Here is a 13,392-nt window from a genome sequence, read left to right on the forward strand (position 1 = left end):
TTACACCTCCCCTGGCATTCAAAACAACCCAGGTTATTATGTCATACTTTAATCCAAAAACCTGATATAGTATATACTATATTGAGTGTTTACTTTCTGCAACCATCTCCTGTGTTTTTTCCTCCCCTTCACATTTGGATATCGCTCATTCAAATTAGAAAAGGGACGGATCAACACCGTCCCCTTCTCTCAAGAAGCAAATACAATTTTATTAAATGCTGCAAAGCCGCTTGTCAATCGGTCAATTTCGCGTAGGAGTGCCAGGCGGTTCTGACGGGTGACCTCGTCATCCGCCATCACGAGTACTTCATCAAAAAAGTCATGAATCACTGTCGCCAATTTTGAAATCGCCTCAAACATTTCCCGTGCATCCTGATTGTTTCTTGCCGATTCAAAGCGTTCAGAGGCCGTCTTAATCGCTGCAAAGAGTTTACGCTCTGACCACTTCTCCAACAGGTCCCCGTCGATTTTTGCATCGGGGTCCCCTTTTGCAGCCAGATTGGCTGCTCGGCTAAATCCTTCCACAATAGTTTTAAATGACTCTTTTTCGACTTCCTCCGTTAAAACCTTGGCTTTGTCCAACACCATACGCGGACGGGAAATATCCGATTCAAGCACCGCATCAATCAGATCATATCGAATATTTTCTTCTTGCAACAACGCTTTCATCCGTAGGGTGAAGAACGAAATCAGCTCTTTTTTTACTTCTTCTTTCTCCCGTTTCAGCCAGCCGTCCATCTCTAGTCGATTCAGACAAAGATCGATGATCTCTGTAAGGGTTATTTCATTCCATCCTTGACCCACCATGATCTGAACAACACCGGAGGCCCTTCTGCGTAGACCATACGGGTCCTGTGATCCTGTCGGCTGAATCCCGATGGCAAAAGCAGATACCACTGCATCCATTTTATCCGCCAAACTGATAAGACTGCCAATCATCCCCTCCGGCAGTTGATCACTGGAAAACCTTGGATAATGGTGTTCCATGATCCCTCTGGCCACCTCTGGATTTTCTCCAGCCTTTATCGCATACTCTTCACCCATGACCCCGCTTAATTCCGGAAACTCATCCACCATCAATGTAGACAAATCAAATTTACAAATCTCAGCTGCTCGAAAGAGGTTGGTTCGCTCTTCTTTTTTCAAATCAAGCCACTCTGCCAACTCCTTGACCAGATGGCGAATTCGTCGTACCTGATCCCCTATTGTGCCGAGATCTTCAAAATAGACCACCTGATCCAATTTGCTGACAGCTTTTTCAATGGAGAGCTTTTGATCTTCTTCATAAAAGAAGCGAGCATCTGCAAGTCGGGCGGATAGTACTTTTTCGTTCCCTTTTGCCACGATATCAAGGGATCGATGATCACCGTTTCTGACAGTTACAAAATAGGGAAGCAAATGGCCGTTCTGATCCTCAACGGGGAAATACCGCTGATGTTCACGCATGGTCGTAATCAATACCGCCGCTGGCAATTCCAGAAAGCTTTCCTCAAAACGCCCAAACAAAGCAGTGGGGTACTCCACCAAATGGGTCACCTCATTCAGCAACCCTTCATCGATTGGAATGTTCCACCCATGTTCCTCTTCCATCCGCTTCAACTGATTCCGGATTTCGTCACGCCGTTCTTTCACATCTACCAATACCCATTCATTTCGCAGGGCGTCCACATAATCGGAAGGAGTATCCAACGTGATTTCCTCACCGAGAAAACGGTGGCCTCTTGTCCGATTGGAAGCCGTCACTCCCGCCCACTGAACGGAAACGGATTCCTGTCCAAACAAACAGACCAACCATCGAACAGGACGGATAAAACGCGTCCGACGATCTCCCCATCGCATGGTTTTTGGAAAGTGAATATTGCCCAAGACTTCAGAAAGCTCTTCCTTCAGTAAATCCACCGTTGGCAGACCCCGTTGAAATTTGCGGGCAAACACATAGGTTTCTCCCTTATGTTCATCCAGTTGGAGCTCTTCTGCGGATACTCCCTGTTTTCGTGCAAATCCCAAAGCCGCTTTCGTCCAATTCCCCTCTTCATCGACCGCAATACGTTTCGCCGGACCACGCACCTCTTCTTCTACATCCGCCTGCCGGTCAGCCACTTTCTCAATGATGACTGCAAGTCGCCGGGGAGTGGCATATGTACGGATCGACCCGTAGGTAATCCGGTGACCGTCAAACCAATGGTTGAGCTTTTCTTCCAACTGCTTCATCCCGCCTTCAACAAAACGGGCGGGCATTTCCTCACAACCGATTTCCAGCAGTAAATCCCGTTCAGCCATGTCGAACTCCTCCCTGATTCAGCATCGGAAAACCAAGACGCTCCCTTTCTTCCACATACTGCCTGGCTGTTCGACGGGCAAGACTCCTTACACGGGCGAGATACCCCGTCCGCTCCGAAACACTGATTGCTCCCCGCGCATCAAGAAGATTAAATGTATGAGAACATTTCAGCACATAATCATAAGCGGAGAACACCAGATTTTCATCAAGTGCATGTCCTGCTTCCTTCTCATAATCATCAAACCATTGAAACAGTTTATCGGTATCCGAAACTTCGAAGGAGTATTTGGAGTGTTCATATTCCGGTTGCTTGAAGATATCTCCGTATGTGACGCCATCCACCCAGGTAAGCTCATAAATATTTTCCTTGTCTTGAATATAGGAAGCCAATCGTTCCAAACCATACGTTAGCTCCACAGAAACCGGATTTGCTTCCTGCCCCCCGATCTGTTGGAAGTAGGTAAATTGAGTGACTTCCATTCCATCCAGCCAGACTTCCCAGCCAAGACCCGCAGCACCCATGGCCGGATTTTCCCAGTTATCTTCCACAAAACGAATATCATGCTGTAATGGATCAATCCCCAATTCTTTCAGACTGTCCAAGTACAATTCCTGAATATTGTCTGGCGAAGGCTTCATAATCACCTGAAACTGGTGATGCTGATAGACCCTGTTGGGATTTTCTCCATAACGACCATCAGCCGGTCGCCGGGAAGGTTCCACATATGCCACATTCCAAGGTTCCGGTCCCAAACACCTGAGAAAGGTCATCGGATTCATTGTTCCCGCCCCTTTTTCCACATCATAAGGCTGGGCCAGAACACACCCCTTACTACTCCAATACGATTGCAAATTCAAGATGATGTCTTGGATATACATACTTTCCACCCCCATACCTGAACATATAAAAACCCTCCACCCCACATGAAGCTACAGCTTCATAGGGACGGGAGGTTTCCCGCGGTTCCACCCTATTTGATCGACAAGACCAAGCAGTCGATCCACCTTTATTGTAACACAGACGCTCCAGAGTGCCATTCACCGGATTTGTGGTCGGACTTCCACCGCCACCGACTCGCTGATCACAAACCATCCCGGCGACTCTCTTCCTTCATCGCGTTATTCATTATTCAGATAAAGCATTTATACCAAAACCACAATCCTTTTGTCAATTTTACAGGTTTCCGTCTATGGTTTTGATATGCTCGAGAAAATCACGGGATTTAAAGCGAACATCCACATACTCATCGATAAAGGAACGGACTACTTTTTCAAGCTGCTGCTTGGTCTCCTCTTTCACCTGTATATTCCCCAAACGTTCTGGAGTAATTCTTTGTAACGTTTTCAGAATTCGGGCGGATTGAGAAGAAAGCGGGAAGGCATGGGGATCTTGATCTGCGCAGTTTAAACAGAGAAATCCTCCACGCCTCACGCTGAATTTCACCGGAAGTTCCGACTTCGCACAACTCATGCATGCATCTAATCCGGGACGATATCCGGCTGTCTCCAACACATGGAGTTCAAATATGCGGGCAAGAATATCTGGGTCCACCCGGTTGACCAACATCTGAAAGGTACTGAGCAACAAGTCATAAAGCATTGGAGCTCGTTCTCTCTCATCCGTCAGTTTATCCAAAAACTCCGTGAAATAGGACGCATAGGATGTCAGAATCAAATCCGTGCGAAGAGGATAGTGGGATTCCAGAATATCAGCCTGGGAAATCGTCGCCATTCCCGTCCCCGAAAAGCATAAAAAATGAGCCGAGACAAATGGTTGTGTAACGGACCCCAACCGACTTTTTGTTTTTTTGGCTCCCCGAGCTACAGCCGTCAATTTCCCTTCTTCTCTGGTGAATAATGTGACCACTTTATTACTTTCCCCATAGTCCCGCGTTCGAAGGACAACCCCTTCCCATTTTTTAAGCATTATTCATTCTCCTCAGATCGATGGCTCCCCTCGTGATTTGTTCCGTTTTTTTCATCCTTATCCGTAAAAATCATTTCGGTTTCCTTAAATAAAAGGTAAGCATCAATGCTGCCGGTCACCGCAAAGCAATTCCAGGAAAAGTTGCGCAACCGTCTCATCCTCTCTGCAAGCAATAGATTATAGCTTCTACAGTTAGGATGGCTCTACACTCCCAGAGTATAACTAAAGGAGGGTGAGAAAAGTTTCCACCTATTCATCTTCCTGGCGATAACCTAGCTGACGCAGCATATATTCCTCGTTTCTCCAATCCCTTTTCACCTTCACCCAAAGGTCCAGATAAACCGGACTCCCCAACAGACGCTGAATCTCTTTTCGGGCACGCTTTCCCACTTCTTTCAACATCGATCCTTGCTTGCCGATCAGAATCCCCTTTTGTGAAGAGCGTTCCGTTAAGATCGTCGCCCGGACAAAGATACGATTCTCTTCTTCCGGTGTCATCTCCTCCACCACAACCGCCACAGAATGCGGAACTTCTTCACGTGTAAGGTGAAGCACCTTCTCCCGAATCAGCTCTCCAACGATAAAGCGTTCTGGATGATCCGTCACATATTCAGAGGGGTAGTAGGCAGGTCCTTCCGGCAACTCCTCTACAATCAACTGCAATAGAGTCGATGTGTTGTTGCCATGAAGAGCAGAAATGGGAACCACTTCTTTGAAAGAAAATTCTTTTCGGTAAGTATCGATCAATGGAAGCAAGGCATCCGGATGGACTCGATCAATTTTATTGACCACCAGAAAGACTGGTGTCCGAACCTCTTTCAATCGCTTAATAATGTACCGATCCCCGGCTCCGATTCCTTCATCGGCATCGACTAGGAAAAGAACGAGATCCACTTCTTCCAGTGCTTCACGGGCAGTCTTTACCATCCAATCCCCCAGACGGGACTTGGGCTTATGAATCCCAGGTGTGTCGAGAAAGATCACCTGTTCTGTATCCGTTGTGTAAACACCCCGGATTTTATTGCGCGTGGTTTGGGGTTTATCGGACATGATCGCCACTTTTTGACCCAGCACATAATTTAAAAGTGTTGATTTTCCCACATTGGGACGGCCGATCAAGGCAACAAACCCGGACTTAAATGCTGTCATACATCAAGATCCTCCTTGTCAAACGCACCAGGTAACAATGTTCCTACAGTCGTTTCTCTTACCTTTCCATCCATATTGGCCAGATAAACCTTTGTTTCAGGCAAACAAAATTCAATCATTACCTGCCGACAAGCACCGCAAGGGGAAACCGGTTCGCTTGTATCGGCAACAATCGCAATGGCACAAAATACTTTATCCCCTTCTGAAACCCCTTTGAAAAAGGCCGTCCGTTCCGCACAGTTGGTTAAACCGTAAGAAGCATTCTCTACATTGCACCCGCTGTATATTTTTCCGTCTTTTGTCAAAATCGCCGCTCCAACCGGAAAACGGGAGTAAGGAACATAAGCCTGTTGCCTTGCCTTTTTCGCTTCAGTGAGAAGTTGTTCTTTCTTCATAATCCCTTCCCTTTCCTAAAAGATAGGCTCTCTGGGATGCGGGTACCACCATTCCCCCGGATATAATGTACTTCAACCCTTCTTCCACCGACATATCCAAAAATATCACGTCCTTTTCCGGTACAAGAACCAGCCATCCGGAAGTAGGATTGGGTGTGGTTGGCAAGAAAATATTGAGCACCGGCTCACGAATTTTCTCCTGTATCTCTCCATTCCCTCCACCTGTATAAAATCCCAGCGTATAAACATTTTTTCGTGGATATTCAACCATCACAACCTTTTTAAAACTGGTTTTATCCTGGGCAAATGTATTCGTAATCTGTTTCACTGTGGAGTAAACGCTACGGGCGAGCGGAATCCGTGAAAAAAACAACTCCGTATATCGGAATATCTTTCTTCCAAAGAAACTTCGCGTCATCATTCCGATCATGATCAGCAATGCAAATGTCAAAAGCACGCCCACTCCAGGAACATGCGTTTGAAAAACGATTCCGCCCACTGTCAAGGGAAGTTCAATGATCCCTAACCAATCCAAAAGTTTTGCTGTTGCAATACCCAGTGTTGGATCAATCAGTTTAAACAGAAACCGGATGATATAGATCGTAGCTAACGTCGGCAAGAGTGTGAATATCCCCAAAATCAGATAGGTACGGATACGTTTCAGCATTCCATGGAGGCTCTCCTTTCGCACTACATAAACAAAAAGCCGGCTATTGCAACCACAATACCCAAAAGAATTCCAATAATAACAGGCCGTTTTCTTTTTTGAACCTGAAAACGGGAACCCACCAACAGAACGGACAATAATAGGACCAGGAGAATCATCAGAAGGTTGGTGGAGATCAACACCACAGATATGGCAATCAGACTGGCAAGAGAAGTGATCATGCTGGGCTCCCATTCGGGGTGACCAAGCCGGTTAAAAAGCCCTTTCAGGGAAAGGGTAAGAAAAAAATGAAAAACAATTAGCGCAGCCATACTGATATTTGGGTAAGGAGCTTCTTTCAACGGTTGGAGCGAAAGAAAACCGATATAGGGATAAAAAATACTAACTCCTACCACTACAGCCATACCTGCACTGAGAAGCACTGCGCCTGCCGCCACATCCTTGGCCACCTTGGCCAGAGGATGAAATTCCTCTGTCATCATATCAATGACAACTTCCACTGCGGTATTAAACAATTCCGCAACCAAAACCAGCAGAATGCAAACAAACAGGAGAAGTACTTCCAGCTTTGTGAGTGGCAAATACAGACTGAGCAGCAATACACCTAAAGCCGCTAAGAAATGAATGCGCATGTTCCTCTGAGTCACCAGCGTATATTTCAAACCTTCCAGGGCGTAGCGAAAGCTTGCCAACACCTTGGAAAACCACATGCTGTTCACCCCTGTCTTTTTAAGCCGACACGGGATAATATTTCTTCTTGACGCGAAACCATTTTCCGTTCTTCTTCTTCATTTTGATGGTCATAACCCAAAAGATGCAAAAATCCGTGAACAGCCAAAAAGCCGATTTCCCGTTCAAAAGAATGTTGATAACGAATTGCTTGTTCCCGTGCTGTAGGGACAGAAATTACGATATCTCCCAGCGGAATGTTTTCCCCCTCTGGAACCAGCCACTCTTCTCCCGGCTCCCATTGTGGAAATGACAATACATCCGTCGGACGATCCACCTGTCTGTATTCCCGATTCAAGCGGTGAATTTCCTCATTATCCACAAAAGTGACTGAAACCTCCGATTGCGGAAGCTTTTCTGCTTCCGCAACCTCCTTCAAGCATTTTTCCACCCATACTTTGGCACTGGATTCTTCCGGTTCCAACTGTAACTGGGTTTCTATTTCCACTGACAGACTCATGCCGGCTTCACACCTTTCCCTTGGTTACCGTCGGGATATTCAATCCGGGAATGAAAGATGCCTTGCAGTGTTTCACACATGGAACGGGCGATTAGATCCAATTCTTTCAGTGTCAGGTCGCATTCATTAAACTGTCCATCTTCCAGACGATCCTGAATAATTTTTCTCACCATATTTTCCACCCGTTCTGGACTGGGACGCGCCAATGAGCGAACGGCTGCTTCCACACAATCCGCAATACCAACGATGGCCGCTTCTTTAAATTGTGCCTTTGGACCCGGATAACGATAGTCTGCTTCCAATACTTGATTTCCATCGCTCTGTTCCTTAGCCTTATGATAAAAATATTTCAAAAGTGTGGTTCCATGATGCTGTGCAGCAATGTCACAGATCAGTGTGGGCATTTTATAGCTTTGTAGCATTTCGTAGCCATCTTTGGCGTGAGAAATAATAATGCTCTTGCTCAAGTTCGGCGAAATTTTATCATGTGGGTTTTCCATCTGAATCTGGTTTTCAATAAAGAATTGTGGGCGTTTTGTTTTCCCCACATCATGGTAGTAAGCACCCACCCGACAGAGAAGACCGTCAGCACCAATAGATTCAGCGGCGGCTTCAGCCAAATTGCCCACAATCACGGAATGGTGATAGGTTCCCGGTGTCTCAATTAATAGCTTTCGCAGGAGGGGATGGTTCGGGTTGGATAACTCAAGGAGCCGAAGAGGGGACAGCATGTCAAAGACTGTTTCAAAGTGCTGTAGAAAACCAATCGTTAAAACGGCGGAAAAAATCCCGCCCGCAGCCCCAAATGCGATGGACTGGAGCCAAACCATCCAATTCCCGTCTACGGGGACCAGCGCATATAAAGCCGAAATCGTCAAAACACTGACACCACTGGAAATCAAACTGGCGCGAAAGATGGCCAATCGATTGCGAACACCTGCGAGAGCAAAAGCTGCTGCCGCTCCACTGGCTACCGTTACCAGACCATACCGGAAATCAAAAAGCACTTGATTGTCTGCCCCATTAAAAAGGATTGCGGCAAAAATGCCAAACAGGGCACTGCACCATAAAGCGAGTGACAAGTTCAGGAGCAATGTGATCAACATAGTCCCCAGTGCAGCCGGTGCCAAATAACCAACCGTACTCCATTCCAAATTTTGCCCGAAGCTGACCACCTTCATGCCCAAAAGTGTTAAAAGAAACGCTGAAAAAAGCATGGATGTTTTTACATTATCCTTGTACACATTGGGTTGAAAGCGATGTACAAAAATCGCCAGCAAACCTAAAATCACACAGATCAAGAGCCCTAGCCCAATATAAGGGAGAGGGTTGGGATGCTTTCTCAGAAATCCCAGATCCTTAAGCTTTTGATATTGATCTTGCGTGATCACTTCCCCTGAAGTGACAATCGCTTCCCCCTTTTTAATGGGGATGGGCTCCACATTTTCCTTTGCCGCTTCCCTTAATTTCTCCGTTTGCTCCTTATTATAAAACTCATTGGGAACAACCATCTGCCGTGTCAGTTCCCGGACCACAAAACGCGCCTGGCTTCCCAGGGAAGATGTAACCAGGGCTTTATCTACAAGGTCCCGCTTTTGCTCCACTTCTTCTTTTCGTACCCCATCGGAGAGGATTTCTTGCAATACTTCCCTGCTGAGAACTCTTACCTCCATCCATTCACCTGATTTTACACTGGGCAATTTCTTATAAAACTCTTTTGACAGGCCATAGGGAAGAATTTCTTTCAGTTTTTTGGTCTTTTCCTTTGCATCCAAGGAATCATTTGACTGAATCCCTTTAATGTCAGAATACAGTTTATCCAATCGCTTGATTTGTCGATCTGTCAACTGTTCATTGATACGGTATTGTTTTCCAACCGATTCAGCCGCCTTCTCACGCGCCTTTTCCGTTTGCGCCTGATCCACAGTTGTTACAGGGGAGACAATTGTTTCTTTTGCCTCCGTTCCTGGAGATAGGTCTTCATACTGTTGAGGGAGAACATGTCCCATCAGCAAGAAATAACAACAAATACCCAGCCCCACATACAGGAAAAGCCGGACCCGCGGACTCGTCTTCCAGCGATCCGGCAATCGGAACCTGTTTTGTCGGTGAAGCTTGGGTTGAGTCACTTCCTTCATTGGTACCGACTCCTTATCGGCAGGGAGTTACTCATCCGCTTCAGCATAAGCGTCAATCACTTTTTGCACCAAATTGTGACGAACCACGTCTGCCTGTGTCAGATATACAAATTGAATATCGTCCACGGGCTTCAGGATCTGCTCCGCCTCCTTCAAGCCCGATTTTTTTCCTCTGGGAAGATCCACTTGGGTAACATCTCCGGTAACAACCATTTTGGAACCGAAACCCAAACGTGTTAAAAACATTTTCATTTGCTCATTGGTTGTATTTTGTGCTTCATCAAGAATGACAAAGGAATCTTCCAATGTACGCCCCCTCATATAAGCCAAGGGTGCCACTTCAATCGACCCGCGTTCCATCAATTTGTTTACTTGTTCCACTCCAAGCATGGTATACAGACTGTCATAGAGCGGACGCAAGTAAGGGTCCACCTTCTCCTGCAGATCTCCAGGCAGAAAGCCGAGGCTTTCTCCCGCTTCCACCGCAGGACGGGTTAGCACAATCCGTTTCACCTGGTTTGACTTTAACGCGGTGACAGCTAAAACCACGGCCAGAAACGTTTTCCCTGTACCGGCCGGGCCAATCCCAAACACAATATCTGACTTTTGAATCGCTGACATATAATGACGTTGCCCTAAAGTTTTCACCCGAATGGGTTTTCCCTTATAAGTGATTCCAATCTGTTCATCATAGAGCTCCAAGAGCTCATCAGCCAGCCCTTCACGGGCCAGCCGTTCTGCATAGACAATATCGCGGGCTGTCAACTGTATTCCCCGACGAACGAGTGTCAATAACACACGAAATAAATGGCTCAGCACTTCCAGCTCATCAACAGACCCGGAAATAGCCACTTCTCCTCCGCGCGAGATAATTTTCGCAGGCGTCTGATCTTGAATCATTCGCAAAAAACTATCCTGCGGTCCAAATAGACTCAGGGCTTCATTTGCATCTTGTAATTGAATCCTTATTGTTCTCACATGTTCTTGCAAATGGCTCATTCTCCTTGCAAAACCGGTTGTTTAACAGAGATCTCTTCCACTACATCAAAGTGTATCTTCATAACAACTTTACCATTGTCCACGCGAGGGTGCAAAACTTTTTCATCCAAAATGCGTCCATCTTTTCCCAACTGAAATAACAAATCTTCTTTTGCACGTTCTTTACCTAAAGCAATCGCCTGTTTGACGGACAGTTTTCGGGAAACCCACCGGGTCTCCAACCGTTCTTCTTCCACCCATCCGAATGGTAACGGATAATCTTTGATCCTCGGAGTATTGGTTTTCCGAATCGTTTCATATTTATCGTATGACTCCGGAAATAAAAATGGAATACGAATCACTTGTGTAGCGATGTAGGGATACCAAGCCTTTTCTCGGTTTCCTGTATACACTTTCCGTTTCCTTTGCAAAGGAACCGTTACATTGGATTCATACCAGACTTCGCCTAACACCTTCCCTTTGGCTCCAACCCACTCTCCTTCATCCGTATCCTGATCTCCATATCGCCCGGACACTAAAAGCTGCCCTTTTTTCACCACATCATTTACTTCTACCAGTGAACGGCCCCGTTTTACATTCAGATCATATACCACTGCCTCTTTTTTCGCCACAAGGTTGTAGGAGCCTCCACTTTCCTGTTTTTCCTGCTCATTTACACGCTTTTTTTCGACAACCGTTAAAACGGCTCTTGTTCCTTCCAATCGAAAGCCCACCCATGCAACTTGTGGCATTCGAACTTGCAAGCGGTACTGGACTTCATCTTCTTCAGGGATTCGATATTTCAACTGTCCCACATACACGCCTTCATTTTTGAGCAGTTGAAGAATCTCTTTGTCGGGAATCGTCTCATTTCCTTCGATCTTTACCGACCAGACAACAGAAGTCAAAAGAAACAGGAGAGCAAAAAACAGCAATAGTCCATAAAGAAAAAACTGACGCTTTTTCACACGCATAAAGAAAAAGGGCAGACCTTTTTTATGCAAAATACGTGACTTTGTCCGAGTCTGTTTCAATATCGGTTTCAGTTGAACATATTCAGAGGCAGGGATGGTCAGATGCATCCGATCCTCGGAAATCCATACCACCTGACTGATTCCCATTTTTCTCCGTGTTGCTTCATTGATAAAAGAGACTAACCCCGAACCCGTTAATTCAATCCGTAACCATCCTTTTATATTTTGTGGCCACTGGTTTTTTTGTAGCAACCGCCTTCTCCCCTTAACCCAAAAACTTCACTCCGGAAACCTCCCCGTCCACTCTGACTTCATCTGAGTGGATGGTATGGATCACCAGCTTTTTACCCGTGATTTCAAGTAATCCCTTGGCCGTTTTCAGTCGCAGTTCCGCTTCAGTAAACCGCTCTACCCCATGATGATTCTCGATATGTACCCGATATGGTCCTATCATTTGAATACGAGGCAAATTGGCGACAACATCTTGAGGAATATCCAACCAATCTGAAGCAATTCTCCTCATCTTGTTGCTCAAATTCCCCATGGAAAAGCCCTCCATCTTCTTTATAACCTTTATGTTTCTTCTTTCATGAATATGAGGACAAAGGAACAGGGATCAAAGAATTTTATGACCCATAAGAGCGTCTCATGATAAAAGAAAAAAGATGTGGTGTATGTGTTAACCACATCTCAAGGTCATGACAAAGTGGTAGAGGGGGGCGTTTCCGTCTCTGCGCCCTTTCTCCAGAAAAGAGGAAAAGAGTCCGCTCCATCCCCAGCGGACAAAATTTCCGCTGAACATTTGGGACCGTCAAGGGTTCCACTGAGTCAACGGAAAAAGAGATTCCCCTCTTTTTATAAAATGAAACCACACCTTTCCAGGCATTGCACCATTATTGGTTGGGTTGACCGGATTGCGTTTGTTGTGCCTGACGCACCAGGCGTTTGGTAATCTCTCCTCCGACGGAGCCATTGGCTCGTGCTGTAGTGGATTCACCCAACTTCACACCAAATTCAGATGCAATCTCCTCTTTATACTGTTGAATGGCTGCACTCGCTCCTGGAACCAACAGCTTATTATAACTACGGGAACGGGCCATACTTTTCACCTCCCTATGCTCATAGTTTAATCATTAACCATGCATTCATAAGGCGTACATCTTTCCATGGAAATCAATGAAAACAAAAAAGCCAGTGGATAAACCACTGACTTTTATCTTGTACATTATCTGCGTTGAGCTCTTTTAAAGCGGGAACGTCTGGAGACTGGCTCATCCAAGAGTTCTTTTAAAATGAAAGCCCGTTTCCATTCTTCTCGCTCCATGGGTTTCCCCAAAATCTCAGGCGGCTTACGGGTTTTTTTTCTCCGTACAGGAGCAACCAATGGCTCTCCGTTTTCCGAGGCCATTGCACGGAAAGGACCACCAATGGGAGCAACTTCAGGAGCTGAACGTGTCATCGATGGATTCATTTCTTCCCGCGCCTTGCGGGGTTCACCCACTTCCTGTTCCATTTGTTCTTCTTCATCCCAAGGATTTACCCAGGGTTTTGACTCTCCATCACGATCCATGGATTCCTTCTTTGCCTTACGTGTTAAACCAGTAAAGAGAAAATATAGGATCGGGATAATAAACACTCCGAAGGATTCAATCAGATCCATCAGCCATTCCACCCGAACACCCCCTCTATTCGGG

General features: G+C 46.0%; 15 protein-coding genes and 1 other annotated feature. All 15 genes read right to left on the minus strand.

The annotated features are described in order from the left end of the window. Positions 1 to 189 precede the first annotated feature (189 nt). Entirely contained in the window at positions 190 to 2,280 is a 2,091-nt protein-coding gene (gene glyS, locus FN782_RS04970) for a glycine--tRNA ligase subunit beta (protein ID WP_142504658.1), read from the minus strand. Beyond that, a complete protein-coding gene (gene glyQ, locus FN782_RS04975) occupies positions 2,273 to 3,160 on the minus strand; it encodes a glycine--tRNA ligase subunit alpha (protein WP_142504659.1) in 888 nt (295 codons plus the stop codon). Before glyQ ends, glyS begins: the two co-directional genes overlap by 8 nt. A 60-nt stretch (positions 3,161 to 3,220) precedes the next feature. Further along, positions 3,221 to 3,405 (minus strand) — a binding site (T-box leader). A 50-nt stretch (positions 3,406 to 3,455) separates the two neighbouring features. Next, the gene (gene recO, locus FN782_RS04980; protein WP_142504660.1) at positions 3,456 to 4,208 is read right to left on the minus strand and encodes a DNA repair protein RecO; all 753 of its coding nucleotides are present in this window, start codon (positions 4,206 to 4,208) and stop codon (positions 3,456 to 3,458) included. Beyond that, positions 4,208 to 4,366: a YqzL family protein gene (locus tag FN782_RS04985; protein WP_425462679.1), complete on the minus strand. Its 159-nt coding sequence runs from the start codon at positions 4,364 to 4,366 to the stop codon at positions 4,208 to 4,210. Before FN782_RS04985 ends, recO begins: the two co-directional genes overlap by 1 nt. Before the next feature lie 91 nt (positions 4,367 to 4,457). Further along, a complete protein-coding gene (era, locus tag FN782_RS04990; RefSeq protein WP_142504661.1) occupies positions 4,458 to 5,357 on the minus strand; it encodes a GTPase Era in 900 nt (299 codons plus the stop codon). Beyond that, a complete protein-coding gene (locus tag FN782_RS04995) occupies positions 5,354 to 5,752 on the minus strand; it encodes a cytidine deaminase (protein ID WP_142504662.1) in 399 nt (132 codons plus the stop codon). The genes era and FN782_RS04995 overlap by 4 nt, the downstream gene beginning before the upstream one ends. Continuing rightward, on the minus strand, positions 5,727 to 6,419 hold the full coding sequence (locus FN782_RS05000; RefSeq protein ID WP_142504663.1) for a DUF502 domain-containing protein: 693 nt from the start codon (positions 6,417 to 6,419) through the stop codon (positions 5,727 to 5,729). The genes FN782_RS04995 and FN782_RS05000 overlap by 26 nt, the downstream gene beginning before the upstream one ends. A gap of 23 nt (positions 6,420 to 6,442) precedes the next feature. Further along, entirely contained in the window at positions 6,443 to 7,129 is a 687-nt protein-coding gene (locus FN782_RS05005) for a diacylglycerol kinase family protein (RefSeq protein WP_142504664.1), read from the minus strand. 5 nt (positions 7,130 to 7,134) lie between these two features. Continuing rightward, complete coding sequence (ybeY, locus tag FN782_RS05010; RefSeq protein WP_142504665.1) at positions 7,135 to 7,608, minus strand: rRNA maturation RNase YbeY; 474 nt, start codon at positions 7,606 to 7,608, stop codon at positions 7,135 to 7,137. Further along, complete coding sequence (locus tag FN782_RS05015; RefSeq protein WP_142504666.1) at positions 7,605 to 9,746, minus strand: HD family phosphohydrolase; 2,142 nt, start codon at positions 9,744 to 9,746, stop codon at positions 7,605 to 7,607. The genes ybeY and FN782_RS05015 overlap by 4 nt, the downstream gene beginning before the upstream one ends. Positions 9,747 to 9,773: 27 nt before the next feature. After that, the gene (locus FN782_RS05020; RefSeq protein ID WP_142504667.1) at positions 9,774 to 10,745 is read right to left on the minus strand and encodes a PhoH family protein; all 972 of its coding nucleotides are present in this window, start codon (positions 10,743 to 10,745) and stop codon (positions 9,774 to 9,776) included. Continuing rightward, positions 10,742 to 11,950 carry a sporulation protein YqfD gene (yqfD, locus tag FN782_RS05025; RefSeq protein ID WP_142504668.1) on the minus strand — a complete coding sequence of 403 codons (1,209 nt, stop codon included), beginning with the start codon at positions 11,948 to 11,950 and terminating at the stop codon, positions 10,742 to 10,744. Before yqfD ends, FN782_RS05020 begins: the two co-directional genes overlap by 4 nt. 13 nt (positions 11,951 to 11,963) lie before the next feature. Further along, a complete protein-coding gene (yqfC, locus tag FN782_RS05030) occupies positions 11,964 to 12,242 on the minus strand; it encodes a sporulation protein YqfC (protein ID WP_185956043.1) in 279 nt (92 codons plus the stop codon). A 349-nt stretch (positions 12,243 to 12,591) separates the two neighbouring features. Next, positions 12,592 to 12,798, minus strand: a complete 207-nt coding sequence (locus tag FN782_RS05035; RefSeq protein ID WP_142504670.1) for an alpha/beta-type small acid-soluble spore protein — start codon at positions 12,796 to 12,798, stop codon at positions 12,592 to 12,594. A gap of 125 nt (positions 12,799 to 12,923) precedes the next feature. Then, positions 12,924 to 13,370 (minus strand): hypothetical protein, encoded by a 447-nt coding sequence (locus FN782_RS05040; RefSeq protein WP_142504671.1) that lies wholly within the window; start codon positions 13,368 to 13,370, stop codon positions 12,924 to 12,926. Between the last annotated feature and the right edge of the window lie 22 nt (positions 13,371 to 13,392).

The sequence above is a fragment of the Melghirimyces algeriensis genome, from assembly GCF_900182565.1.
Taxonomy (GTDB): Bacteria; Bacillota; Bacilli; order Thermoactinomycetales; family DSM-45169; genus Melghirimyces; species Melghirimyces algeriensis.

What these genes read in the sequence shown, in the direction of transcription:
- glyS (WP_142504658.1), bottom strand. Translation starts at nt 2,280, where the DNA reads ATGGCTGAACGGGATTTACTGCTGGAAATCGGTTGTGAGGAAATGCCC.
- glyQ (WP_142504659.1), bottom strand. Translation starts at nt 3,160, where the DNA reads ATGTATATCCAAGACATCATCTTGAATTTGCAATCGTATTGGAGTAGT.
- recO (WP_142504660.1), bottom strand. Translation starts at nt 4,208, where the DNA reads ATGCTTAAAAAATGGGAAGGGGTTGTCCTTCGAACGCGGGACTATGGG.
- FN782_RS04985 (WP_425462679.1), bottom strand. Translation starts at nt 4,366, where the DNA reads ATGAGACGGTTGCGCAACTTTTCCTGGAATTGCTTTGCGGTGACCGGC.
- era (WP_142504661.1), bottom strand. Translation starts at nt 5,357, where the DNA reads ATGACAGCATTTAAGTCCGGGTTTGTTGCCTTGATCGGCCGTCCCAAT.
- FN782_RS04995 (WP_142504662.1), bottom strand. Translation starts at nt 5,752, where the DNA reads ATGAAGAAAGAACAACTTCTCACTGAAGCGAAAAAGGCAAGGCAACAG.
- FN782_RS05000 (WP_142504663.1), bottom strand. Translation starts at nt 6,419, where the DNA reads ATGCTGAAACGTATCCGTACCTATCTGATTTTGGGGATATTCACACTC.
- FN782_RS05005 (WP_142504664.1), bottom strand. Translation starts at nt 7,129, where the DNA reads ATGTGGTTTTCCAAGGTGTTGGCAAGCTTTCGCTACGCCCTGGAAGGT.
- ybeY (WP_142504665.1), bottom strand. Translation starts at nt 7,608, where the DNA reads ATGAGTCTGTCAGTGGAAATAGAAACCCAGTTACAGTTGGAACCGGAA.
- FN782_RS05015 (WP_142504666.1), bottom strand. Translation starts at nt 9,746, where the DNA reads ATGAAGGAAGTGACTCAACCCAAGCTTCACCGACAAAACAGGTTCCGA.
- FN782_RS05020 (WP_142504667.1), bottom strand. Translation starts at nt 10,745, where the DNA reads ATGAGCCATTTGCAAGAACATGTGAGAACAATAAGGATTCAATTACAA.
- yqfC (WP_185956043.1), bottom strand. Translation starts at nt 12,242, where the DNA reads ATGGGGAATTTGAGCAACAAGATGAGGAGAATTGCTTCAGATTGGTTG.
- FN782_RS05035 (WP_142504670.1), bottom strand. Translation starts at nt 12,798, where the DNA reads ATGGCCCGTTCCCGTAGTTATAATAAGCTGTTGGTTCCAGGAGCGAGT.